This window comes from Mucilaginibacter gossypii, from assembly GCF_017569325.2.
Lineage (GTDB): Bacteria > Bacteroidota > Bacteroidia > Sphingobacteriales > Sphingobacteriaceae > Mucilaginibacter > Mucilaginibacter gossypii.
The window spans coordinates 1,564,809-1,591,074 of the sequence record NZ_CP071878.2; the positions used below are offsets into that span (position 1 = coordinate 1,564,809).

15 protein-coding genes are annotated in these 26,266 nt (G+C 44.6%); 14 read left to right on the forward strand and 1 reads right to left on the reverse strand.

The genetic code is table 11. The features are described 5' to 3' along the window. The first annotated feature begins 5 nt into the window (after window positions 1–5). From J3L18_RS06725 to J3L18_RS06790, 14 genes are all read left to right on the forward strand, one after another. Window positions 6–839 carry an alpha/beta hydrolase gene (locus J3L18_RS06725; protein WP_091162742.1) on the forward strand — a complete coding sequence of 278 codons (834 nt, stop codon included), beginning with the start codon at window positions 6–8 and terminating at the stop codon, window positions 837–839. A gap of 397 nt (window positions 840–1,236) precedes the next feature. Continuing rightward, a complete protein-coding gene (locus tag J3L18_RS06730; protein WP_129570901.1) occupies window positions 1,237–2,988 on the forward strand; it encodes a RagB/SusD family nutrient uptake outer membrane protein in 1,752 nt (583 codons plus the stop codon). Window positions 2,989–3,013: 25 nt separating this feature from the next. Further along, the gene (locus tag J3L18_RS06735) at window positions 3,014–3,457 is read left to right on the forward strand and encodes a DUF5004 domain-containing protein (RefSeq protein WP_129570902.1); all 444 of its coding nucleotides are present in this window, start codon (window positions 3,014–3,016) and stop codon (window positions 3,455–3,457) included. 24 nt (window positions 3,458–3,481) lie between these two features. Further along, window positions 3,482–4,486, forward strand: a complete 1,005-nt coding sequence (locus tag J3L18_RS06740) for a DUF4961 domain-containing protein (RefSeq protein ID WP_091162745.1) — start codon at window positions 3,482–3,484, stop codon at window positions 4,484–4,486. Between the two features lie 96 nt (window positions 4,487–4,582). Then, on the forward strand, window positions 4,583–7,681 hold the full coding sequence (locus J3L18_RS06745; RefSeq protein WP_129570903.1) for a SusC/RagA family TonB-linked outer membrane protein: 3,099 nt from the start codon (window positions 4,583–4,585) through the stop codon (window positions 7,679–7,681). A 28-nt stretch (window positions 7,682–7,709) separates the two neighbouring features. After that, window positions 7,710–9,416: a RagB/SusD family nutrient uptake outer membrane protein gene (locus J3L18_RS06750; RefSeq protein WP_129570904.1), complete on the forward strand. Its 1,707-nt coding sequence runs from the start codon at window positions 7,710–7,712 to the stop codon at window positions 9,414–9,416. A 41-nt stretch (window positions 9,417–9,457) separates the two neighbouring features. After that, window positions 9,458–12,550 carry a SusC/RagA family TonB-linked outer membrane protein gene (locus J3L18_RS06755; protein ID WP_129570905.1) on the forward strand — a complete coding sequence of 1,031 codons (3,093 nt, stop codon included), beginning with the start codon at window positions 9,458–9,460 and terminating at the stop codon, window positions 12,548–12,550. An 83-nt stretch (window positions 12,551–12,633) separates the two neighbouring features. Then, window positions 12,634–13,809 carry a prolipoprotein diacylglyceryl transferase gene (locus J3L18_RS06760; protein WP_129570906.1) on the forward strand — a complete coding sequence of 392 codons (1,176 nt, stop codon included), beginning with the start codon at window positions 12,634–12,636 and terminating at the stop codon, window positions 13,807–13,809. Window positions 13,810–13,819: 10 nt separating this feature from the next. Continuing rightward, a complete protein-coding gene (locus J3L18_RS06765; protein ID WP_129570907.1) occupies window positions 13,820–15,019 on the forward strand; it encodes a DUF5005 domain-containing protein in 1,200 nt (399 codons plus the stop codon). Window positions 15,020–15,066: 47 nt separating this feature from the next. Next, window positions 15,067–17,343: a GH92 family glycosyl hydrolase gene (locus tag J3L18_RS06770; protein WP_129570908.1), complete on the forward strand. Its 2,277-nt coding sequence runs from the start codon at window positions 15,067–15,069 to the stop codon at window positions 17,341–17,343. Window positions 17,344–17,656: 313 nt separating this feature from the next. Beyond that, window positions 17,657–20,623, forward strand: a complete 2,967-nt coding sequence (locus J3L18_RS06775; RefSeq protein WP_129570909.1) for a discoidin domain-containing protein — start codon at window positions 17,657–17,659, stop codon at window positions 20,621–20,623. Between the two features lie 68 nt (window positions 20,624–20,691). Then, the gene (fucP, locus tag J3L18_RS06780) at window positions 20,692–21,927 is read left to right on the forward strand and encodes an L-fucose:H+ symporter permease (protein WP_129570910.1); all 1,236 of its coding nucleotides are present in this window, start codon (window positions 20,692–20,694) and stop codon (window positions 21,925–21,927) included. A 109-nt stretch (window positions 21,928–22,036) separates the two neighbouring features. Next, a complete protein-coding gene (locus tag J3L18_RS06785) occupies window positions 22,037–23,059 on the forward strand; it encodes a LacI family DNA-binding transcriptional regulator (protein ID WP_129570911.1) in 1,023 nt (340 codons plus the stop codon). A 109-nt stretch (window positions 23,060–23,168) separates the two neighbouring features. Beyond that, a complete protein-coding gene (locus tag J3L18_RS06790; RefSeq protein WP_129570912.1) occupies window positions 23,169–23,777 on the forward strand; it encodes an MCP four helix bundle domain-containing protein in 609 nt (202 codons plus the stop codon). 59 nt (window positions 23,778–23,836) lie between these two features. Here the strand turns inward: J3L18_RS06790 and J3L18_RS06795 are convergent, their stop codons facing one another. Next, window positions 23,837–26,203, reverse strand: a complete 2,367-nt coding sequence (locus tag J3L18_RS06795) for an alpha-L-rhamnosidase-related protein (protein WP_129570913.1) — start codon at window positions 26,201–26,203, stop codon at window positions 23,837–23,839. Between the last annotated feature and the right edge of the window lie 63 nt (window positions 26,204–26,266).

A 26,266-nucleotide genomic window follows, 5' to 3' on the forward strand; every position in this document is an offset into this window, starting at 1 on the left:
TACTGATGAATATTAAAAAGTTACTATTTATTCCATTATTTATCGGCTTTGCAGTCTGCAGTTTGAAAGCTGCCGCTGCAACGGTTGATACGGTGCTGACCCACAGTGCCATAATGAACAAAGACATTAAGGCTGTGGTGATCAAGCCGGCCGATTATTCAAGCACCAAAAAGTACCCGGTATTATACCTGCTGCATGGCTTTAGCGGCAATTACAGCGATTGGATTAAAAAAGTCCCTGCTGTTGCCGGTTTGGCCGATACTTATCATTTTATCATAGTTTGTGCCGACGGCGATTTTGCGGGCTGGTATTTTGATAGCCCAACCATTAAGGATTCGCAATACGAAACCTATGTAGGTACCGAACTGGTGAACTGGGTTGATAAGCATTATTCAACCATAACCGACCGAAAGGGGAGGGCCATAACCGGTTTGAGTATGGGCGGGCATGGCGCGTTGTATATAGCGTTTAAGCATTTAGATAAATTTGGTGCTGCCGGGAGCATGAGTGGCGCGGTTGATATCAGGCCTTTTCCGGATAGTTTCGGCATCGAACGCGTATTGGGTAAATACAGCGAACACCCCGACAGGTGGGAACAAAACAGCGTGGTAAACCTCATTTACCTGTTAAAACCCAACTCACTTGCTATTACTTTTGATGTTGGTTATGATGATTTCCTTTACCAGGCTAACCAGGAGCTGCATGAAAAGCTGCTTGAACGCAAAGTCCCTCATGATTATACTGTAAGGCCGGGAGGCCATACCTGGGAATTTTGGGGCAATTCCATTAACTACCAGGCACTGTATTTTAGTCTTTTTTTTGGTGGAAAAAATAGTTAGTGCCGGGTTACCGATAAATTGCGCTACGTTTTTAGTTCAATGTACACGTTCAGGTATCAAAAAAGAGAAAATCAGTCCAGTGGCTTCCGGTTTAGTATTATCGACTTAAATAGATAACGCTTTTATAATAACAATTACAACATTTTCAACCGATTGCAAATGTTGTAATTGTTAAAATTCCGGTATCGAAATTGTGATTTTAAAAATTATAAAAAAATAGTGTGAAAAATTTGCTAAATCGTTTTTATAAACTATATTAGTATCGGATTTCGACATCTGAATTATAAACCAATTAACAAACAGCTTTTAAAACGTTTGCTCCGCGGGTTAAAATATGAAATTGCTAAAACGATTTTATATTTTTCTGTCGAAGCATGATGTTAACTAACCCTATAGTATGAAAAAACTTTACTTCAAGGTTCTTGCTTATTCGGTTTTCGGGGGCTTCCTTGTTTTTACTTCATGTAAAAAGGAAGGTTTCCTGGGGCAAACACAAACATCAAACCTAACCGGGGAGACAGTGTTTACCGATAGTGCCAATACCGTATCGTTTTTAGCCGGCATTTACAGCAATGTTGGTTTTAGTGCGGCGGCAGGAAGGTTTACCTACGGGCCAATACTTTCGCCTACACCTAACGGCGGTATCGACGCTGCCTCCGACGAAGCGGAAGTATCGGCATCTGCCGGATCAACAGCCCTGGCATTTGAAACAGGCACCATCAATGCCGCTGTGGTTACCGATGATGCATATAAAACCTGCTATACCAATATCCGCTCGGTAAACCAGTTGCTTAAAAATTTGCCTAAGGCACCCATCAATAATTTCGTCAAAACACAGATGAAAGCTGAGGCGCGGTTTTTACGGGCCTGGTATTATGCTATATTACTGAAACATTACGGCGGTGTGCATTTACTTGGCGATAGTGTTTACACCTATACGGATAAGATCCCAGCTGCCCGCAATACCTATGCCGATTGCGTGAATTATATCCTTGCCGAGTGTGACGCGGCAGCGCAGGACCTGCCAACTGTGCAATCGGGGGTAAATTATGGAAGGGCATCAAAAGGGGCTTGCCTCGCTTTAAAAGCGAGAGTGTTGCTTTACGCCGCAAGCCCTTTGTTCAACGGGCAGTCTATCGGTGAGGGTAAAACACTTGAATTGGCGGGATACCCGGCTTACGATAAAGAGCGCTGGAGACTTGCCGAACAAGCTGCGGCTGCCGTTATCTCAACTGGCGTATATAGTCTCAACGTTGACAATGCCACCGCCCCGGGTTTTGGCTTTCAAAAGCTGTTTACCAAGCGTGTAAATACCGAATATATTTTTCAGTTGATGCGCCCGACCGGCAACGTGGATTTAGAGAATTTATGGCAACCACCAACCCGTACGGGCAAAAACGGTGCTTTCCCCCTACAGGGATTGGTTGATGCTTTCCCGATGAGTAACGGTAAAAGTATAACAGACCCTACATCAAACTATAATCCCAATAATCCATATGCTAACCGCGATCCGCGTTTGGATTATAGCATCATCCATGACCAAACACCATTGCAAATCAGGCTTTCGTCAGGTACCTCGCCCATAAATATTTTTGTTGGCAAATACAACGGAAATACAACGGGGCCTGATGCTGTACATGTTGGCACTACCACCGGATACTACACCAATAAAATGCTCGACCCGGCTGCAGTGGCCAATGATTTTATGCACCGGACAGATCGTTGCCTGCCATTGATCCGCTATGCCGAGATCTTGCTGAACTATGCCGAAGCTGCTAATGAATATGAAGGGCCAACCGCATTAGTTTATTCGGCAGTTGAGGCTATCCGTCAACGGGCGGGCTTAAACCCATACCAGTTGCCCGCGGGTTTGAGCCAGGCTGATATGCGTACAGCCATTCAAAACGAACGCCGTATTGAGCTGGCTTTTGAAGAGCACCGCTTTTGGGATGTGCGCCGCTGGAAAATTGCCGACCAAACTGACAACATCACTACCAAAGGGATGGAAGTTGACCGCGATGGTGCTGCAGTGGCCTACAAACAATTTGATGTGCGCAAACGCAATTTCCGTAAAGCGATGTACCTGTGGCCTTTCCCGCAAAGCGAGGTAGCCAAATCGCCCGAACTGATCCAGAACCCAGGCTATTAATCACCAACAGTATAATAGTATTGATATGAAATATAATTACAAAGCAAAATGGTTTTACATGCTGCTGATAGCTGTCTTTATGCTGGCGGCTTCATCATGTAAAACCGAAAAGATAGTCCCCGGAAGCGAGGCCCCCAAGGATATCGCCGGCAACTGGCGGGTGATCAAAGCTACCCGTAATGGCACCGATTTAACCTCCATTATTGATTTTAGCCAGTTCAGGATCAGCTTTACCGATAAAGGGTATACACTGGTGAACAAATTGCCCTTCCTGGTAAGCAAGGACGGTGCTTTTGCACTTGATGATCCGCAGTATCCGTTTAAGATCACCTTTACTGCCACGGGCGATAAGCCGGTTTCAACAGCTTTTACTTATCCTATAGTAAACGGCAAGAGGCAGCTAAGCATAACCTTCAGTCCGGGCTGTACCAATAATACTTATGTGTACGTGCTTGAAAAAGCCAATTGATAAACTAAAAGCAACCGATAAATTATGAGATCATATTTACATATAAAAGGTAAAAATTTATGGAAGCTGTGTGCTTTGGTGGTGCTGGGTATTGCTTTAGCCTGCTGCGGCGAACAAATTACCAGTGTTGATCAGCCGGCCACAGCTACCGTAGGTTCAGTTGTGCCGATAACGGTACACTGTGATATCCCTACTGTGGGAGATGGAGGCCCCGACTACCTCATTTTTGGTTTTTTGGTGCCTAAAGGCTGGAAGGCAGCGCAGAATACCACTATAACTTACACCAGCAAACAAGGTAACGGAACCATGTCCCTGATACCCGACGGTACTTTACCTAAAAAAGGCGACGGCCTTACCTGGTCGGCATACATGAAAAAAACTTTCGGTAACGGTGGTAACCTTATTGATGACATGGAATGGGTGGCTTACCAAACTGATAAAGCCTACAGCCATACCGGTGGGGTAGAGTTTATTGTCGATCTGAATATCAAAACAAAAGTAGGCGCCGATAATAATAACATGTTGGTTAAACTGGGCTATACCATAACCGACAGCGGTAACGGTTTTACCAGCGATGGCAACGGTACTTATTACAGTGTGCTGCTTGGTAATACCTGTTTTGAAGTAACCGGCGGCAGCGGTGACCTGGTTGACTTTTGTAACCCGCAGCTTACCACAATCGATCCGCCAAAATCATTGGATAACGATTTTGTAACCCTGACTTTTGATGGTACAGTTACCGATACACAGTTAAGCGGCGCAAGTGAAGTTTACCTGTGCGCAACGGCCTACACCAGCGATGGCAAAACCATAAAGGTTTGTGAGCAAACCACTAAAACATTATTGAAACAAACTACTGCCACCAGTAAAAAGTACCAGCTTACGTTTTGGCCGAGATCATTCTTTAATGCGGGGGATACGCAAACCATCACAAGAATGGAGTACTTCCTTACAGATAAAACGGGCAAGGTAAAGGTAGGCTATGGTAATACTGATGCCCCGTTCACCTATACATTTAAATGCGGTTGATCTGAAAATGTAAATAACAAGCAAATGCACTACACAATATTGCTTTTGCTAAAACGATATTTAAACCTTTTGCCAACAATTTTAAACCTGAAAAATATGGCTTATTGCTACATAAATAAATGTTTAACAGGTATCACGCTGTTGATGCTGCTACTGGTTAAAACCAGCTATGCAGCCATGCAGCAGGATACAGCTTCCGTGGCGCCTGCACGGCCCGGTCAGGTAAGCGGTATTGTACTTGATGAGTATGGTAACCCACTACAGGGTGTTAAAGTAATTAATAAAGGAAAAAATAGTACCCTAACTACCGGTAAAGACGGCATGTTTGCCATCAACGCCATAAAGGGAGATGCGCTGGTATTTACCGCCGCGAATTATAACGCCCGGCAAGTTACTGTTAAAAACACTGCTAAATTAACGGTGAGGCTCATAGATACCTATATTCAGGCACCTAAAACCATTAATGTGCTTTATGATACCATCAGCACATCAAAAAATGTGGGTGCCATATCAACTATCTATACCAATCAGCTTACCAGCACACCAGCAACTTTGTATACCTATGCTTTACCCGGGCAACTCCCCGGTTTATATACCCAGCAGTATAGCGGTTTCGCCGCACCTCAAACCGGTGTGCAGACTGTAAATGATTTTATCGGGGCGGTAGTGCAGCACAATAATTATTCGGCCAATGACAATACCGAGTTCGGCCTTTCATTAAGAGGGCAGGGGCCGATAACGATTATCGATGGTGTTCAGCGTGAGATAGCGTCGCTTGATCCGGAAAGTATCGAATCGGTTTCGGTATTAAAGGATGCGCTTTCAAATATGATGCTGGGCATCAACAGTTCGCGCGGTACTTTACTTATTACTACCAAACGCGGTCAGGTGGGTACGCCGCATATTTCATTCACTGCACAAACGGGTACCCAGCAGCCTTTAGGCTTGCCAAACCCGCTGCCTGCTTATCAATATGCGTATTTATATAATGAAGCGTTACAAAACGATGGTAAGCCGGCCCTTTACAGCAGTGCCGATTTTAACGCCTACCGCAACCACACCGACCCTTTAAGACATCCGGATGTTAACTGGTTTAAAACCATATTGCGCGATAATTCGCCGATGACCAGCTACAAGCTTAATGTTAACGGCGGTACCCAGGTAGCGCGGTACAGCGTGTCATTAAACTACCTTGACCAGGCCGGGATGTTCCGCACCGCATCAGCTGTACCATACAACACCAATAATGATCTTAACCGCTATATCATTAACTCCGATCTCGCGGTTAACGTAACCAAAAAATTTACTGTCGATCTTCAGTTATTTGGCCGTATCCAGCAAAGCACGCAGCCAGGGGCAGGGTATGGAAACATATTGGGCGCTCTTTACAGCACGCCAAACAATGCATATCCGCTTTATAATCCAAATAACACATTTGGCGGTACAACAACATATACCAACAACCTGCTTTCGCAAACCGAGTTTTCAGGCTATCAGCGCACCAGCAGCAATGATGTACTGGCCAACCTCGATCTGAATTATAACCTCAGCAGCATAACACCAGGCTTATCGGCAAAGGCGAAAGGCAACCTTGCTTTTTCATCGCAAAGTTTTTTAAATCGCTCATTGCAAAATAATGCCTATTCTTTTAACGCCGACAGTTCTTATTCGGCAGTGGGCTCATCAGTTGCGCAAAACAATTCGTTCAGTACGGTTTCAAGCGCCCGCTACTCGTTTGCCCAGGCATCGGTTAATTACGACAGGACTTTTGGTAAAAGCAATATAACCGGTATGGCACTGTATGATGTACGCTCGGTTGTATTAAACTATGACCTTTCGCAGGTAACAACAAACCGTGCATTAAAAGCAGGTTATAATTATGACGGTAAATACTTTATTGAAGCGGCCGCCAACAGCAGCGGTTATAACCGTTATCCTCCGGGCAATCAATATGGCTTGTTTTACGCCGGCGGTATTGGCTGGCAAATGGGTAAAGAGGATTTTATTAAAGATAATTTCAGCTGGATAAACTCATGGAAATGGCGCGCCACCTATGGTAAAACCGGAAACAACAACGTAGATAATTACGGTTACTATAATTTTTTGCAAACCTACGGCCCTTCGCAGGGCTATTCATACAGCACAGGTACCATCAAAAGCCCGGTACAGGGTTATTTTGAAAACACATTGGCCAACCCATACATCCGTTGGGAAAAAGCCCGCAAGCTGGATATAGGGGCCGATATCTCCCTGTTTAATAATCATTTCAATATTACTGCCGATTATTACCACGACAGGTATTACGATCTGTTGCAGGTTAGAGGAAACAGTATTGCTTTGTTGGGTACCTCATATCCTTATGAAAATTTAGGTATTAATCTTTACAAAGGCGCTGAACTTACTTTAACTTATCAAAATCACATCCAAAATTTCAATTACTTCATTTCGGGTAATGCCTCTATCCAATCGTCTAAAATTATTTTTAGCGACGAAGAGCCATATCCTTACTCATGGCTCAGGCACACCGGTCGCTCAACCAACGCTATTTATGGTTACACGGCTATCGGTTATTTCAAGGATGCCCAGGATGCTGCCACCAGTGCAACAACTACCGGTTACACCGCGCAGGCAGGAGATGTAAAATACAAAGACCTTAACGGCGATCATATTATCAACCAGTTTGATGTTTCGGCTATAGGCGGTAACCGGCCGCTGGTTTATTATGGCTTTTCGGCGGGTTTCAATTACAAAGGTTTTAGCCTGAGTTTCCTGTTACAGGGCGTGGCGAACCGTGAGCTGATGTTCAATAACTCGCAGGTGAACGGCTTTGCAGGTGTGGGTTTCCTCGGGCTTACTTACAGCGGGCAGGCGTACGAAACCATTTTAGGCCGGTGGACACCCGAAACCGCCGCCACGGCTACTGCGCCAAGGTTGTCAATAGGTAACGCCAATAATACCGCCAACTCAACCTTGTACCTGCGCAAAGGCAATTATGTAAGGCTAAAAAATGCTGAGGTAGGTTACAACCTGCCTTATGAGTGGGCGCATAAGCTTAGGCTATCGGGCTTGCGAGTGTTTGTGAACGGCGAAAACCTGTACACACTGTATGGCTACAAAGATTTTGATCCGGAGGCATACGGTACTGCTTACCCGATTCAAAGGGTGATAAATGCCGGCGTTAACATTAAGCTTTGATTTTGGCCATCATAAAAATATTACGATCATGAAGAATTTCAACAAAATAATTTTAGCGGCCGCCGGCATCTTAACCATAATGGCCAGCTGTAAAAAATATGAGCAGTTCCCGGTTGATAAAGTGACTATCAATTACGTGTTTGACAAAAAGGACTCCTTAGGCACCAATGCCCAAATGTTCCTGTATGGGATTTATGCAACGCTCCAAAACGGGCACAACAGGGTAGGGAACGACTATCTTGACGCGGCCAGTGATGATGCCATGTCATCGGCTTCGGTATCATCAAATGTAGTAACCATACTTTCAACAGCATCTTATAATTCATATACTATCCCCTCCGGTGAAAACCTTTGGGCTTATTATTACGCAGGCATCCGTAAGGCTAATGAGTTTGTGAATAATATTGATGTAGTGCCGGTACTTGCACAATACCATGGTTATTCCATGAAATATGTATGGAAAAGCGAGGCCCGTTTTTTAAGGGCGCTATATTACTTTGAACTGGTTAAACGTTACGGTGGCGTACCATTATTGGGCAACAAGGTGTTTACTATAACGGATAATGTGGCCTTGCCACGTAATTCCTTTGCCGATTGTATCAAGTACATTGTAAGCGAATGCGATGCCATTAAGGACACCCTGATGAGCGCGCCGCTAAGCAACCCTAATGCTGATTATCACCGCCCTACCAAAGGCGCCGCCATGGCTTTAAAGGCCAAAGTACTGCTGTATGCGGCAAGCCCATTATTTAACGGGCAGAATATTGATGCCTCAAATCCGCTAACCGGTTATACCGATTTTAGCGCCGACAGGTGGGCACAGGCTGCTGCTGCCGAAAAAGCGGTAATGGACCTGAATGTTTATTCGTTATTGCCCAGCTTTAAAGATGTATTTCTGACTCAAAACAGCTCTGAAAATATATTTATCCGGCAAACAGATAATTCATCCTCGATTGAAACCACTAACGGTCCGGTGGGATTTACCGGGGCAGTAGGCAAGGGGCAAACCAGTCCTACACAGCAATTGGTTGATGCCTTCCCCATGAAAAGCGGTTTGGCTATTACTGATCCGGCATCAGGCTATAATCCCGACAACCCTTACCAGAACCGCGACCCGCGCTTAACCTATACCGTGCTCTATAACGGTGCAAGATGGCTTAACTCAGATCTGCAATTGTATGAAGGAGGGGCCAGCAAACCCAACGGCTCATTACAGCAAACCAAAACAGGTTATTACATGCGCAAGTTCATGGGCAATTTTGAAAACACCAATGCCTACGCTGCTCATGTCATAGACTGGCAGATCCTGCGCTATGCTGATGTGGTTTTAGGCTATGCCGAAGCACTCAATGAATCGGCAGGAGCAACTCCCGAGGTTTATAATGCTGTTATCAGCATCAGGAAAAGGGCAGGGATAGATGCGGGCACCGGTAACTACGGACTTAAAGCCGGTATGAACAAAGCGGAGATGCGCGCCATCATCCAAAATGAGCGGCGCCTGGAAATGGCTTTTGAAGAGAACCGCTACTGGGATATCCGCCGCTGGAAAATTGCCGAAACGGTAATGAACCAGCCGCAAAAAGGCATCAGCATTGTGAAGATAGGCTCGAGCCTTACCTATAACGTGGTGAATGCGCTCACTACCAAATTCGAAGCGCCTAAGATGTACCTGTACCCAATACCTTATGACGAGGTTTTGAAGAACCCGAATATGAAACAAAATCCAGGATGGTAATCTCAAAACTTCAGCCAGTTAAACCAAAAAAATTAAGCTTTATGAGAAAAATAATACTTCTCTTCCAGATATTAATGATCCTGCTCCCGGCGGTGTCATTTGCGCAAAGCAGGACCGTAACAGGCACTGTACGCGATATTACCGGGGTATTGCCCGGGGTATCGGTAATTGAAAAAGGCGTTCCTAACAACGGTGCTATTACAGATCAGGGTGGTAAGTTCAGGCTTGTTCTTAAAGGGCAGTCAAATACCATCATTGTGCGTTTTATTGGTTATATCCCGCGTGAGCTCCGGCTGTCGGAATCGGGTAGAATGGATATTATCCTGCAAACCAATACCAACGGTTTGGATGAAGTAGCTGTAGTAGCTTACGGAACCAAAAAAAGGATTACCAATACCGGTGCTGTGAGTTCCATTTCGGCCAGTGAGATCCGTACCGTGCCAACGGCCAACGTGCAAAATGCTTTAACCGGTAAATTGCCAGGCTTTTTTTCGCAGCAGGGTTCGGGCCAGCCGGGTAAGGATGCTTCAGATTTTTATATCCGCGGGGTAAGTTCGTTAAACCCATCGGGTAACCAGCCGCTCATTATTGTAGATGACATCGAGTACAGCTATGACCAGCTGCAGCAGATCAATGTTAACGAGATAGAGAGCATCTCGATTCTGAAAGACGCGTCAACTACAGCTATCTACGGTATCAAAGGCGCTAACGGCGTATTGGTGGTAACCACCCGCCGCGGCAAAGCCGGCACCCCTAAAGTGAACCTGCGTGTGGAAAGCGGCATCCAGCAGCCTACTAAAACGCCGCAGTTTTTAGATTCATATAATACAGCGATATTGATTAATGAGGCCCAGCATAATGACGGCATCCCGCTTAGCTTTACCCAGCAGGACCTTGACCTGTTTAAAAATGGATCGGACCCGTACGGGCACCCCAATGTGGATTGGTACAATAAGATCTTTAAAAAGTACACCTATCAAACCAATGCCAACCTGGATATTTCGGGTGGTACAACCGGGGTAAAATATTTCATCTCGGGTGGCGCGCTAAACCAGAATGGCCTGGTACGTGATTTTGCCGATCCGCAAAGTTTGGTGAATACCAATTACTATTTTAAACGCTATAACTTTCGCTCAAACCTCGATCTGAAAGCCAATAAGACGCTTGATCTGCGACTGGACATTACCACCCGTTTTTCGGATCTGAACCAGCCTTATAACCAGAACGCCGTAAGCGAGGTATATAATTTTACCAAGGAAACGCCTTTTACGGCGCCATATCTTAATCCTAACGGAAGTTATTCATACGCCTATTCATCATTTAATCCCGATCACCTGCCAACGCTTAACGCCAGGCTGGCAACAGGAGGCTATCAACACTCCCGCCGTACCGATTTTAATGTACTTTTTGGTGCTACGCAAAGGCTTGATGCTTTAACCAATGGCCTTTCGGTAACGGGCAGGGTTGCTTATTCGAGCATTGAACAATTTACCAAGCAAATTTTTAACGGTGGTATCCCTGCCTATCATTACGATCCGGCTACTAATCAATATTCCTTAAGGCCGGGTGCTACTTATGTGTATCAAACTTATGCTTTAACGGGCAGCACCGATATCAATACAAATAATTACAACCTGCAGCTTTATGCCAACTACGACAGGACATTCCGTGGTTCGCACCATTTTTCGGGATTGTTGTTGTTCAATCAAACTTCGCAAACGTATTTCACCTATCCGCTACTTGATGGCGCGCAGGTTGGTGTGCCGCAAAAGTTCCGCGGTATATCGGGCAAGGTGGGATATGACTTTAAACAGAAATTTCTGTTCGACTTTAACGTAGCCTATAACGGCACCGACCGCTTTGCCGCTAATCATCGCTTTGGGATTTTTCCGGCTGTGAGCTTTGGTTATAACATCGCCAAAGAGTCGTTCTTTGAAAAGGCTCTCCCTATGTTTAGTCTTTTGAAAATAAGGGGCAGTTATGGTTTGGTTGGTTCGGATGCAGCGCCGGGTAACCGTTATGTATATAACCAGGTCTACAATCAGGGCGGTGGTTACAATTTTGGCGAAACAGCTCAAAACTACAATACTATATATGAAGGCTCATTGGGCAATCCGAACGTAGTTTGGGAACGTGCCAAAAAGATCGACATAGGCCTGGATGCCAACTTGTTTAATGATAAAATATCCATCACAGCCGATTATTTCCACGATATCCGTTACAATCAGCTAATTACACCGGGGAGTATACCGGAGATTTTGGGTGTTGGTTTGCCTGCCGTAAACATCGGTAAAACCCGTAACCAGGGCCTTGACGGGCAGATCAGCTATCATAGCACGCTTGGCAAAGTACAATACAACGTTGGTTTCGTGTTCTCGTACGCTAAAAACAAGATCCTATATGAAGATGAGGCTACGCCGGCATATCCATGGCTGGCGCAAACCGGTCATTCAATCGGGCAGCAATATGGTTATCACTTTTTGGGATACTATACTGCTGCCGATATTGCCGCCATCAATTCGGGAAGCAAATCGGTACCCGTACCTGATAACGGTATCCCACTACAGCCCGGCGATCTGAAATACCAGGACTTGAACGGTGACGGCATTATTAACGTTTTTGACAAAAGGCCGATAGGCAATCCAAACCTGCCAAATACCATACTGGGTCTTTCATTGCAGGCTGTTTACAAAGGTTTTAGTGTAAGTGTGCTTTTGCAGGGATCGTTTAACTACAGTTTCGCGGTGATTGGTACAGGTATCGAACCATTTCAAAGCCAGTTTCAGCCCATTCACCAGGAACGCTGGACGCCCGAAAACCCGGTTAATGCCGCCTTCCCAAGGTTAACTACCAATCCAACTTCCGTAAACAGCCCTACGGCTTATTTTTCTGATTACTGGTTATTAAATGCACATTACGTGCGGTTAAAAACCGTTGATATAGGTTACCAATTGCCAACCAAGCTGTTACCATTTAAGATTAATAACGCCCGCATTTATATGAGCGCATATAACCTGCTCACGTTTGATAACTACAAAAAATATCAGCAGGACCCCGAAATTGCTACCAATACCGCGGGCGATGCGTACATTAACCAGCGGGTGATTAACCTGGGCATCCAGGCTGGTTTTTAAAAACCAATAGATAAACCAAAAGGAGCCGGCGGTGCGGTGCCGGCTTCCTTTTTTGATTTGGCAGATAAACTTTAAATTAGGATATGTTTCCAACCATCGGCGATCTGATATATTATCTCTTCCATATCCGGATTGGATTTCCTATCCAAACGCTTGGTTTTTTTATTGCACTCGCCTTTCTATTTGCCTACATAGTGTTTACTTCAGAATTTAAACGGTATGAAACTATTGGAAAGATCAGTGCATTTAAGCGGAAGGTAATCGTCGGAAAACCCGCTTCGGCAGCTGAAATGATCATTAATTTTTTGCCCGGTTTTTTATTTGGCTTTAAACTTTTTGGAACCGTTTTTAACTACCAGGTTTTTGCTGCAAACCCGCGGGCATATATCCTTTCATTGCAGGGAAATTTAACAGCCGGCGTACTTATTGGAGGTGCATTTGCCTTCTGGATTTACCGCGATCGCAAGAAATTTGCATTGCCTAAACCACAAACAACTGAATACACAGTACATCCTTATCAATTAATGGGGTTGATTGTTTTCAGTGTCGGATTTTTTGGTTTCATTGGCGCCAAGCTTTTTGACATCGTTGAGCATTTTGACAGGTTGAGATATGATCCGCTGGGTACTATATTTTCGGCCAACGGATTTGCTTATTACGGCGGCCTGATCTTTGGCGCATTGACTTATTTGTATATCGGCCACCGGCATAACATGAAACTGGTGCACCTTGCCGATATCGGTTCGCCGGGCATGATGCTGGCGTACGGCATTGGCCGTATTGGTTGCCAACTGGCGGGCGACGGTGATTGGGGTAAGTTTAACCCACATCTAAAACCCGGTTTTTTAAGCTGGCTGCCCGATTGGATGTGGGCGTTCAATTATCCGCATAATGCTATCAATGCCGGTACACTGCTGCCCGGTTGCCTGGGTAACTATTGCAATCAACTGGCTAACCCGGTATACCCCACGCCGTTTTATGAGGCTGCACTTTGCATTGGTATGTTTTTGCTGATGTGGGTTTTTCGTAAACGGATAGTTACACCCGGTTTTATGTTTTTCCTTTACCTTGTGCTCAACGGTACCGAGCGTTTTTTGATAGAGCAGATCCGTATAAACCCGGTTTATCATTTTTTAGGTTTACCGTTTACCCAGGCCGGCTTCATCGGCTTTTTAATGCTGATGGGAGGGTTAACAGGTTTTATTGTGCTGTTTGCTAAATACAAAAGCCATCATCATAAACATTTACCTGTATTATAAATATCATTTAATGAAGAAAATTACCCTTGTTTGTTTAGCTTGTTTGAGCCTGGTTTTAACCAATAGGGCCTTTGCGCAAAAAACTGATACCGTTAATCTTACCGATATTAAATTTAAGGTAGAGGCCGCGCCGGAATGGTCGGCCCTTTTAAAGCGTGATTCGGGCTGGTTTGGGGGCGATGGTATTTATACTATCCCTTTGAATGGCAAGGAGACTGGCCAGGCAAAACATAACGATAAAGTGCTTTTTATTTTCAGCGATAGCATGATAGGCGCGGTGCGTGATCATACTATGGCTCCGGGAGCCATCATGATCCACAATGCCGTAGCTGAACTAAAAGGCAACGAGCCTTTGGATAAACAAATGAAATTTTATTGGGATAAAAATGCTAAAGGAAAACCGGAGTCTATTTTTATCCCCCATACACCTAAAACAGGAGCTACAGATTACTACTGGCTTGGCGATGGCTTTGTAAACCAGGCATTGAATAACAGCATCTACATTTTTGGGTACAGGGTGCATAACGTAAGCAACGAAGCATTTGGTTTCAGGGAAGTTGGCAACACACTCATCAAGATCCCGGCAAACAGCAAGCCGCCGTATAAAGACCTGAAGCAAATGGATACGCCGTTTTACCTGGTAGATCAGAAAGGGGAAAGCGGCTCTTTTGGTGCCGGCATTTACGTAAATACCAAAGAAGCCGGCGCGCCAAAGCCCGATGGCTATATTTATGTTTATGGAGTACGTGGCATGGCCAAGCATCTGATGGTTGCCCGTGTACTGCCCGGGGATTTTGAGAATTATAGCAAATGGACTTTCTACAATGGCAAAGCCTGGGTTGCTGATATGGAACAGGTTGCCAATGTAACCAGCAGTGTATCAAATGAGTTAAGTTTTAGTCCGCTGCCGGATGGTCGTTACGCGCTGATATTCCAGGTAGGGGGGATGACCACATCGGTGGGGATGCGGATAGGTGCAAGCCCGGTAGGTCCGTTTGGCCCGATCATTAAATTATGGGATTGCAAGCCTGATCTTATCGCCAAAACGTTTGTAGTTTATAATGCCAAGGCGCATCCAAGCTTATCAAAGCCCGGTGAACTGCTAATCAGTTATAACATTAACTCCGTTGATTTTTTAAACGATCTGAAGAAATATCCAAACCTGTACCGCCCAAGGTTTATCAGGGTAAAATTTAATGAACACGAATAGGCTCGAATTGAAGGAGCACGAATGGAATTAGTGTTTAATATAACCCAATGAAAATACGTTCGCTTATTTGCGCAGTTGCGCTTATGCACGCCGGAAACCTGTTTGCGCAGGAGGCTAACCTTATTAAGTATGTGAATACCCGGCAGGGCACCAATACCAAATACGAGTTTTCGTACGGTAATACCTATCCGGCTACCTCATTGCCTTTCGGCATGAACACCTGGACGGCGCAAACCGGCAAAAACGGCGATGGATGGAAATACCAGTATTTTGAGCACACTATCCGCGGCTTTCAGCAATCGCACCAGTGTAATTCGTGGGTTAACGATTATGCGGTGTTTTCGCTCATGCCGGTTGCCGGGAAACTTGTTGTTAATGAAGATGAACGGGCGGCATCATTTAGCCACGATAACGAGATAGCGCAACCAGGTTACTATAAGGTAAAACTTGATAATAATATTACAACCGAAATGTCGCCGACAGAACGGGGAGCGCACCTGAGGTTTTCGTTCCCGAAGGGTAAAGCCTCTTATCTTGTTTTAGATGGCTACACTAAAATGAGCGGGGTAAAAATCATCCCGGCCCAGCGGAAAATAACAGGGTACGTAAACAATTGCCGCTGGGCCCCTAAAGATTTCCGGAACTACTTTGTCATTATTTTTGATAAGCCCTTTACCGATTACGGCACCTGGGAAAATAAAAAGAATACCCTTTCGGAAAAGAACGAATCGGCAGAGGGCGAAGGTATCGGGGCCTATATCAAATTTAAAGATGGCGAAACTCTACAAGCCAAAGTAGCTTCGTCCTATATCAGCCCTGAGCAGGCTGAACTTACTTTAACAACTGAACTGGGTAAATACAAATCATTTGATGATACCCGTAAAGCTGCTGATAAAGTGTGGAACCAGTTGCTTGGCCGTATGGCCATTGAGGGGGCTACGGAAGATCAGAAGGCGACTTTCTACTCGTGCATGTATCACGCCAATCTATTCTCACACCAGTTTTTTGAATATAATAAAGATGGGAAGCCACACTATTATAGCCCTTACGATGGCAAGGTACATGACGGTTATATGTATACCGATAATGGTTTTTGGGACACTTTCCGTGCCCAATTCCCGCTGAATACGGTGTTGCACCCTAAAATGGAAGGCCAGCTTGTAAATGCCTTGCTTGATGCGCAGCAGCAATGCGGCTGGTTGCCGGCATGGTCGTTCCCGGGTGAAACGGGAGGGATGCTGGGTAACCATGCCATATCCCTGTTAACCGATGCATGGGTAAAAGGGATCCGCACCTTCGACCCCAAAAAAGCCCTGGAGGCTTACTATCATGAAGCTACCAATAAAGGTCCGTGGGGCAGTGCCAATGGCCGTCCGGGCTGGAAGGAATATTATGCCAACGGTTATGTGCCTTTTACGCCGCAAACCCTTGGTTCAACTGCCTGGACGCTGGAGTTTGCATACGATGATTTTTGTGGATATCAACTGGCGAAACTCACCGGTAATAAATTTTATGAAGATGTTTTTGCCCGGCAGATGTACAATTATAAAAACCTGTTTGATACCAAAACCCGTTTCATGCGCGCGAAAGATGCCCAAGGTAATTGGATTGAACCTTTTGACCCTATGGATTGGGGCGGCCCCTATACCGAAGGTAATGCCTGGCACTGGACCTGGTCGGTTTTCCAGGACACGCAGGGTTTGATCAACCTGATGGGCGGAGAGAAGAACTTTACTGCTAAGATTGATTCGGTATTTACTGAACCGGGAACAATCAAAGTAGGAGGGTACGGACAGGTGATCCACGAAATGACGGAGATGGCCGAATTTAAAATGGGTCAGTACGCCCAGGGTAACGAGCCTATTCACCATTTGCTTTACATGTACAACTATGCCGGCCAGCCATGGAAGGCGCAGCTACATTTGCGCAGTGTGATGGATAAGATGTATAACGCCGGCGAAAATGGTTACCCTGGTGATGAGGATGAAGGACAGATGTCATCTTGGTTTGTGTTGAGCGCCGCTGGCTTTTACAGTGTTTGCCCCGGTACCGATCAGTATGTAATTGGCAGTCCGCTATTTAAAAAGATGACCATCGCTTTGGAAAATGGCAAAAAGTTCGTGATAGAAGCTAATAATAACAACAAGGAGAACGTGTATATCCAGTCGGCGACGCTTAATGGCAAGCCTTATACCCATAACTGGATCAGCCATGCTGATATTATGAACGGCGGCGTATTACACTTTGAAATGGGTGATAAACCGGCTATAAACCGTGGCATTGGTTCTGAGGATAGACCGTTTTCGCTTTCAAAAGCTCAATAACAAAATTAAGAAGAATATGGAAAACGTCATTGCGAGTGTTTAAATCCGGAGGCCTCTGAAGGTGAAATGACATTTACACTACCCGTCATCCCGAATTTATTTCGGGATCCCACGCGCTGAGCGGCTATGCAAGCGGCCTTGCATGTGGGGTGCTGAAACAAGTTCAGCATGACTGTATTTTTTATTATGTTATGGGTAGGAACGAAGCAATCCCCGATTAGCAGGTCCGCTTTGTACAGTTTGGGATTGCTTCGTTCCTCACAATGACGGTTTACTTATTAAGAATTATTAGAATATCCGCTAAAACGATTTTATGATCAATATTTACAAAATAAAAAAGTCAATTCTATTACTTACTTCGGTGATACTGCTGTTCAACCCGGCATCAGCACAGGAAATCTTTTACCTCAACAACACCAACAACCAAATCACCTGGAAAGTAAAAGCCCAGGCCGACCTGGGAGCCGACAGTCTTGACATCTACAAAAACGGTTACGCCACTCCTGATTGGGTAAAGGCTATTGTACCCGGTACTGTATTTTCATCATACGTAGCAGCCGGTTTGGAAAAGGATCCCAATTTTGGCGATAATATTTATAAGGTTGATAAAAAGAAGTACGACCGCAATTTCTGGTACCGTACGCAGTTCAGCGTACCTGCAGGTTTCACCAAACAAAAAATCTGGCTTAATTTCAAAGGTATTAACCGCAAAGCCGAGATCTACCTGAATGGGAAGAAGATAGGTAGCTTAGATGGTTTTATGCAGCGGGGCATGTATGACGTAACCAAACTCGTAAATAAAACAGGGGCAAACACACTTGCTGTTTTGGTTTATTGTCCGCTGAACCCATTGGTAAATTATGCCAGCCCAACATATATACCCAGCGCCAGTTGGGATTGGATGCCTTATGTACCGGGCCTCAACAGCGGCATTACTGATGATGTTTACCTGAGCAACACAGGTAGTCTTACCATTAATGATCCCTGGATTCGTACGGATGTGCCTACCACGGCCCGGGCTGAAGTATCGGTTTCGGTTGGGGTGAAAAACAGCACCGATACTTTTCAGTCGGGGACCTTAACCGGTGTTATTAATCCTGGAAATATCCAGTTTACCCAAAAAGTATTTGTGGGTGCTAACGGCAATGCAGAGGTAAAAATCGACCCAAAACATTTTTCGCAGCTGGTGATCAACGGCCCAAAACTGTGGTGGCCCAATGGCTATGGCGATGCCAACCTGTACACCTGTAACTTAAACCTGAAGCTGGGCGATGAAGTATCTGACAGCAAACAGATCCGGTTCGGTATCAAAAAATACAGCTATGATACCGTGGGCCATGTATTGCATTTGTATGTAAATGGCACCAAAGTATTTTTAAAGGGCGGCAATTGGGGGATGGCCGAGTATATGCTGCGTTGTCGTGGTGATGAGTACGATACCAAAGTGCGCTTGCAGAAAGAAATGAATTTTAACATCATCCGAAACTGGATAGGCTCAACCACGGATGAAGAATTTTATGATGCCTGCGATAAATACGGCATCATGATCTGGGATGATTTCTGGCTTAACTCCATCCCCAACCTGCCTAATGACGTAAGTACTTTCAATGCCAATGCCATCGAAAAAATAAAACGGTTCAGGAACCACCCTTCCATTGCCATTTGGTGCGGTGATAATGAGGGCGAGCCTTTACCTCCGCTAAATAACTGGCTTCGTGAGGACATTAGCGCTTACGATGGTAACGACAGGTATTATCAACCTAACTCGCATGCAGGGAATTTAACAGGCAGCGGTCCGTGGACTAACTTTGATCCGCGCTGGTATTTCAGCCGTTTTCCTAATGGCTTTGGCGGTAATCAGGGTTGGGGATTGCGTAGTGAGATAGGTACGGCGGTGTTTACTAATTTCGACAGCTTTAAGAAATTTATGCCGAAGGATAAATGGTGGCCCCGCAATGAGATGTGGAACCTGCATTTCTTTGGTCCGTCCGCAGGTAATGCAGGCCCCGACAGGTACGACGATGGAATTAAAAACCGTTACGGAGCCGCTTCGGGTATCGAAGATTATTGCCGTAAAGCACAGCTGCTAAACATCGAAACCAATAAAGCCATGTATGAGGGCTGGGAAGATAACATTTGGGAAGATGCTTCGGGCATTATGACCTGGATGAGCCAGTCGGCCTATCCTTCATTGGTGTGGCAAACCTATGATTACTACTATGACCTCACCGGTGCCTACTGGGGGGCTAAAAAAGCCTGCGAACCGGTGCATATTCAATGGAACCCGGTAAATAATGCTATTAAAGTGATCAACACCTCCCGTACCGACGAAAACAGCCTCGCTGCTTATGCCGATGTTTATAATAGTGATGGACAGATCGTAAAAGAATATAGCCAGTCAAAAACTATCGATGCGCCATCGAATACAGCGCTGAATTGCTTTACTATGGCTTTTGCTGATAATCGCGAAAATTTGGCACTAAACAAACCAGCATTTGCATCATCAACCACCATGGGTGAGGCCGGTTCTGTAACGGATGGTAATCCAGGAAGCAGGTGGGCCAGTAATTCAAATGATGTCGAATGGATCTATGTCGATTTGGGTAAAGAGCAAGAAGTAAACGGCGTGAAATTAAACTGGGAGGAGGCATATGGTAAAGCTTTCAAGATCCAGGTATCTGACGATGCCAAAAGCTGGAAAGATGTTTATGAAAGCGGCGATGGGCATGTCGGTGTTCAACAGGTTACCTTTGATGAAGTGAAAGGCCGATACGTGCGTATGTATGGATTACAACGCGGATCGGGTTGGGGCTACTCTCTTTGGGATTTTGAGGTGTACGGCGGCGTGCCGAAAAGCAGCGGTCTTACGGATGTTCATTTCATCAAACTAAGATTGATTGATAAAAACGGAAAACTGGTATCAGATAATTTTTACTGGCGGGGTAATAAACGCACAGATTTTACCGCTCTTAACCAACTGCCAAAGGTTAACCTGAAGGTATCATCAACCATAAAACTAATTAACGGCAAGTATTATGTGGATGCAAAGATCAGCAACCCATCCTCATCAAAGGCGGCTGCATTTGCTATTCGCGTACAGGCAACAAAAGCCGGCACGGGCGAACAGATACTGCCCGCAATAATGAATGATAACTATTTTTCGCTGATGAAGGGCGAATCAAAAGATATTTGGATTGAATTTGATGCAGCGTTGCTGGGCAACGACAAGCTGAAGCTATTGGTACAGCCTTATAACGATCCGGTAATAACGGAAAAGTAATAATAAGCCTTTGGTACCTTGAAGTTTTAAACTAATTTACCGGTCCAATTAACAAACAAACCTGCATAATGGATACCAAACCCAAATTCACCGAACGCAAGTTCCTTGTCGTACTCATTTTTGTAACCTCATTATTTATGCTCTGGGGCATAGCCATGACCCTCGGCGATACATTAAACAAGCATTTTCAAAATGTTTTGCATGTTTCAAAGTCGCGTTCGGCTTATGTACAGTTATCATTATTTGGCGCTTACGCGGTGATGGGCATCCCGGCAGGTATGTTCATGAAAAAATTTGGTTATAAAAACGGTGTGCTTTTAGGCCTGGGGCTGTATGCTGCAGGTGCATTCCTGTTTGTTCCGGCGGCTGATGCTAAATCGTTTGACTTCTTCAGAATAGCCTTGTTTATCCTGGCTTGCGGCCTGGCTACGCTCGAAACTGTTGCTCATCCATTTGTTGCCTCTCTCGGCGATCAGCGTACCAGCGACCAACGCATTAACTTTTCGCAGGCTTTTAACGGTGTCGGCGGCGTTATTGGTCCGCTGTTGGGCGGCTATTTCGTTTTAAAAGGAGGGCAGGAGCATTCTAACGACCTGATATCTGTCAAACACCTATATATTGTGATAGGAGCGGTGATAGCATTGGTTGGTGTAGCATTTTCATTTTTAAAAGTGCCGTCATTGCAGGATCCGCATGTTGTAGCAACAGATTCATATGCGGTTGCCGGTGAAGGACATATTCCGGAAAGCCTGTTCAAAAAAAAGCATTTCGTTTTTGCAGCCATAGCTCAACTGTTTAACGTGGCAGCACAAGGCGGCACCTGGGCGTTTTTTATCAATTACGGTCACGAGATCATGCATTTAACCGATGAACACGCAGGCTATTATTTTTCATTAAGTATGGTGATGATGATGGCCGGCCGTTTTATTGGCACCTTCCTGATGCGTTACATAGCGCCAAACAAACTGCTGGCGATATTTGCCCTGGGCAATATCCTGATGTGTGTTATTGTAGCACAGGGATTTGGCGTGGTGTCATTTGTTGCATTGCTGTTCATCAACTTTTTCTTCAGTATTATGTTCCCAACCATATTTAGCCTGGGGTTGAAAAATTTAGGTTCACAAACGCAAAACGCGTCATCATTTATAGTAATGGGAGTTGTAGGCGGAGGGTTGTTTCCGCCAGTTATGGGCCTCATTGCTAATCACAATGTTGCTACGGCTTATTACCTGCCTATCATTTGTTATATGGTGATATTTTTGTTCGGGATCAGTTATCCTAAACTGAATAAAAAAGGAATATGAGCAGATTAGCTTAATCGATTTATTTTTATATTTTGGCCAATAATCGCTTAATAAATCATGGTTATTAAGCGATTATATTTTATATTTGATTTTAGCCAATTATAAGCCATTGAAAAAACTATCGATTGTTGATATCGCCAATGAATTAAAGGTTTCTAAAACCACCGTATCGTTTATACTGAACGGGCGTGCAAAGGAAAAACGGATAGGTGAAGACCTGGTAGAGCGTGTTACCAAATATGTAGAAGAAGTGGGTTATAAACCTAATTCCCTGGCTAAAAGCCTGCGTACCGGTAAATCAAATACCATTGGTTTAATGGTTGAAGATATTTCAAACCCCTTTTTTGCCAGCATAGCACGGCTTATTGAAGATAGGGCTTATAAAAATGGTTACAAAATTATTTATTGCAGTACCGATAATGATACCCAAAAAACCAGGGAACTGATCAATATGTTCCGCGACAGGCATGTGGACGGCTATATTATTGCTCCGCCCGAAGGTATTGAAGACGATGTAGAACAGCTGCTTAAGGATGGCTTGCCGGTGGTAATGTTCGACAGGCATTTACCCAAAGTAAATACCGATTATGTAGAGATTGATAACCTTTTCAGCACCTATAATGCCGCCAGGCACTTAATACAACAGGGTTACAAAAATATAGGCTTCGTTACTTTCGCTTCGTCACAAACACAAATGCTGGCCCGGATGCAGGGCTATAAGGATGCGCTGAAGGAAAGCCGTTTTGCTCCGGTGGTTAAAGAGATTGTTTTTAACCAGGACGAAGAAATGATCATTAAACCGATGACTGCCTTTTTTAAAAAGCATCAGGATCTCGACGCGGTAGTTTTTGGCACCAACCATGTAGGCACCTGCGGGTTAAAAGTATTTAACACATTGGGTATTAAAGTGCCCGTGGATATGGCCGTTATATCGTTTGATGATTATGACGTTTTTAAACTGTACTCGCCCCCGGTAACCGCCATAGCTCAGCCGGTTGAAGAAATTGCGGATAATGTGATTACCGTGTTACTTAAAAAATTGAACTCTAAAGGGCTTAGTACAGCCTCACATTCTATTATTCTCAAAACCAACCTCCAGATCAGGGGTTCATCGTCCGGATTAAAAGGGTGATTTAATTTGGAAGGGCCATATATTAGCAGGTAAAAGTGAAGTATTTGTAAAGATGGATATTTCGTAAATATTCAGTTTGTATCTTACCTTTAATAAAAAATTTACTGTTATGAAACGGGCTTTTATTATAAAAAATAAAGCAAGAATGGTTTTGGCTTTAGCTGTGCTTACCGCTATGCTTTTATTAGCCAACTGGAATGGGCGGGACAATGTTAAAGAATTGGATAAAACGTTGACATCCATTATGAAGGACCGCTTATTGCCGGCTACTTTTGTGCATGAAATAAGCAGTCGGCTTTATGAAAATAAACTGGCAGCTGTTTCTGGTGCAGATGTCCAGGTAAAAATTAATGGTAATTATGCAGCTATAGAAGCGTTAGCAAAGAAATATGAGGCCACTCAATTAACACGCGAAGAATCAGCAAAATGGAAGACCTTTCGTGTGCAATTGCGTCATCTGCAGCAGCAGGAAGCTGGCCTGAATAATGCAGAGTATGTTTTTAATCAGGCCCTTAAATCGCTTGATCAACTGATGGCGATTCAGGTGGGAGAGAGCAACCGCCTGCTGCAAAGCGGACAAAGGAATGTAAGTTCAAGTGTACTTACAGCCAATTTTGGTGTGGTTGTTTGTATTTTACTTGGATTATTTATTATGGTGCTGCTAAGCGCAAGGGAACAAATGATTTTAAGGCAGGACGAAAGGCATTTGCTCAATTAAAGATCTTAATAAAAACCAGACTTACGAAGTTTTTAAAACTTCGTAAGTCTTAGAGTTTCTTAAATAACCATCACATTTTCACCGCCTTTAAGCGGGTATGATTTTGCTTTCCAAACCAATACGCCGGATGTACGCTGCGGTAAACTGACCTTTATTTTCCACCTGTTATTTTCTAAAACATAAGCTACTGCAACCTTGCCGTTAGGGTGTGGGATCTCGCCGCTCACATTGGTCATTGTTCCCAAATGAGGTTCGATCTTGATCTTGCTGAATCCGGGCGAATAGCTGTCAATACCCAAAACAGTCCTGAAAAATTCAATGTTAGGGCTGCTTCCCCAGGCATGGCAATCTGAACGGCTGTATTTAAGGTCGGAATATTCGGCCCAGGTAGTTAAGCCCATTTTAATATTCTCGCGCCAGATATCCAGCCAGTTCAAATAATCGTTACCTAAACCACCTTTTACCAATGCCTGGTGCAGGTAATATTTAAAATAAATGGTGCATTGGGTCAATGAGGTATCGGTTAATAATCGTTTGGATAACACGGGCAGATCTGCGTTTTTTACCATGCCTGTAAGTATGGCTAATGAATTGGCATGCTGCGAAAATTGTTTCTTGTCCCATGTATCGGCATACAGCATTTTTGCCGGGTCCCAATATTTGCGTTGAATGGTTTGCTTAAGTTTCGCAGCTTCTTTGTTGTATAAAGTGGCGTAACCGGGCATGCCCATTTTTGTTTCCATAGCAGCAGCCCACTCATAAGCCCAAAGTAATTGCAAATCAATAATGGCCGAACTGCTGTCGGTGCCTTTTGGCGGCGAGCCTATATCCCAGTTTTTGCCGCTGGCCCAATCCACAAAAGTCCAGTGAGGGGTGTTTTTTAATGAGCCATCAGCTTGTTGGTATTGGCTGAAAAACTTTAATACTGCCCGTTCGCCATCCAGCTTATCCTTAATAAAATTACTGTCATTGCGGTACATCCAGTAATCGTACAGCATGCCTATGTACCATAACGAAAAGGTGGAAATAATTTGGGTATCATGCGTAGGGTAACGGCTTTGGGTAACGCCCTCTGTTAAACGGGAGTGATCCATCAGGTTTATGGCATTGCGGGCCAGCCGGTCATCGCCGCTATAGTAGTAGGATATCATGGCCTGGATACGGGTATCGCCGATATATTGCAATTGTTCATAATAAGGGCAATCTGTATAGGTTTCAAACGCATTCAAACGGGCTGTACGCCAGCCAATATCGAGCATCTGTTTTATTTCCTTATTATCGGTATTGAAAATGGCACGCTGCTTAAACGGGTACCCGGTAAAGGTGCCGTACAGGTCATCAATAATCAAAGGCTCGTTTTGTGTATGCACAATTAAGCGGATGTACCTAAAAGTACGGAAGTTGAGCGTTGTATATGATTGCCCTTTGCTGCCATTGGAGATCAAACTATCATTTCTGCCCGAAAAATCCTTGCCCTCCACATCGTTACGGTTACCTTTACGCATGCCATATTTGCTTAAATTATCAAAAAGCGATTCGGCATAGCTTAAAGAGATCCCCGCATCTTTCCCACCGCTGAAATTAATAGTAGGATAGGCGTTGGTAAGATGCGTTTGATCAAGCAGTATGGTAACTGTAGTATTTGCAGGAATAGTAAGGGGTGCTTTAGTGCCCGGAAAAGCCGGGGGAACATCCATCCCGGAGGCTTTACGTACAACAGGGATCCGCTCGTAAATTAATTCCTGGTGCGGAATGGAGGATGGTACCAATTCCCATCCGAAACCGTCCCACCGGCCCTTTAATTGCCCACCGAAGAGGTTTGCCGCCTTTGGCCAGCTGCTATCATCAAAGTTAGGCGAATGCCAGTTCATAATACTTTTATTCAGGTCCACCATTTCGCCGGTGCTGGCTGCAAAATAGCCCCAGATGGGCTGATAACCTTTGTCCTGAATGCTTTTCCAGGTGTTATTGGTATTGAGGATCTCTTCGGCTGCTGAATTGCCTTGTATAATAAAGGCTGTGCGGACACTGATCTGGGCTTCAGGGCGGTATTGAGCTTCGTTCCACACTAAAGCAGCTACGGTATTTTTACCGGCTACGAGATAGGGCGCAAGGTCGACGGTTTCATAGTTCCAGTAAAAAGTATCGCCCCTTGCCGGGCCTAATGATACCAATGTGCCGTTTACATACAATTTGTAACGGTTATCTGCCGATACATGAATAATAAAGCCGGCCGGTTTGTTGGTCAGCTCAATGTTTTTACGGAAATAATAAACGCCGTATTCATTTCCGGTGATGCCGGGTGCGGAGATCCATTGCGCATTCCATGTCTTTTCCTGTGCAGTTTTATGAACAGACCGGGCATTACTGTTTTGTGATGAGAGAAGGGTAGTTACAGAAAAAATTAAAATCAGAAGGTGTTTCATGCAGATTTCATTGATTAATTGGTGATGGTCAGGTTGTTTTTCCTGCTTGCATTAAGTAGATAA

Excerpts from the sequence above, each read along its gene's own strand:
- J3L18_RS06725 (WP_091162742.1), top strand. The coding sequence starts at position 6 with ATGAATATTAAAAAGTTACTATTTATTCCATTATTTATCGGCTTTGCA.
- J3L18_RS06730 (WP_129570901.1), top strand. The coding sequence starts at position 1,237 with ATGAAAAAACTTTACTTCAAGGTTCTTGCTTATTCGGTTTTCGGGGGC.
- J3L18_RS06735 (WP_129570902.1), top strand. The coding sequence starts at position 3,014 with ATGAAATATAATTACAAAGCAAAATGGTTTTACATGCTGCTGATAGCT.
- J3L18_RS06740 (WP_091162745.1), top strand. The coding sequence starts at position 3,482 with ATGAGATCATATTTACATATAAAAGGTAAAAATTTATGGAAGCTGTGT.
- J3L18_RS06745 (WP_129570903.1), top strand. The coding sequence starts at position 4,583 with ATGGCTTATTGCTACATAAATAAATGTTTAACAGGTATCACGCTGTTG.
- J3L18_RS06750 (WP_129570904.1), top strand. The coding sequence starts at position 7,710 with ATGAAGAATTTCAACAAAATAATTTTAGCGGCCGCCGGCATCTTAACC.
- J3L18_RS06755 (WP_129570905.1), top strand. The coding sequence starts at position 9,458 with ATGAGAAAAATAATACTTCTCTTCCAGATATTAATGATCCTGCTCCCG.
- J3L18_RS06760 (WP_129570906.1), top strand. The coding sequence starts at position 12,634 with ATGTTTCCAACCATCGGCGATCTGATATATTATCTCTTCCATATCCGG.
- J3L18_RS06765 (WP_129570907.1), top strand. The coding sequence starts at position 13,820 with ATGAAGAAAATTACCCTTGTTTGTTTAGCTTGTTTGAGCCTGGTTTTA.
- J3L18_RS06770 (WP_129570908.1), top strand. The coding sequence starts at position 15,067 with ATGAAAATACGTTCGCTTATTTGCGCAGTTGCGCTTATGCACGCCGGA.
- J3L18_RS06775 (WP_129570909.1), top strand. The coding sequence starts at position 17,657 with ATGATCAATATTTACAAAATAAAAAAGTCAATTCTATTACTTACTTCG.
- fucP (WP_129570910.1), top strand. The coding sequence starts at position 20,692 with ATGGATACCAAACCCAAATTCACCGAACGCAAGTTCCTTGTCGTACTC.
- J3L18_RS06790 (WP_129570912.1), top strand. The coding sequence starts at position 23,169 with ATGAAACGGGCTTTTATTATAAAAAATAAAGCAAGAATGGTTTTGGCT.
- J3L18_RS06795 (WP_129570913.1), bottom strand. The coding sequence starts at position 26,203 with ATGAAACACCTTCTGATTTTAATTTTTTCTGTAACTACCCTTCTCTCA.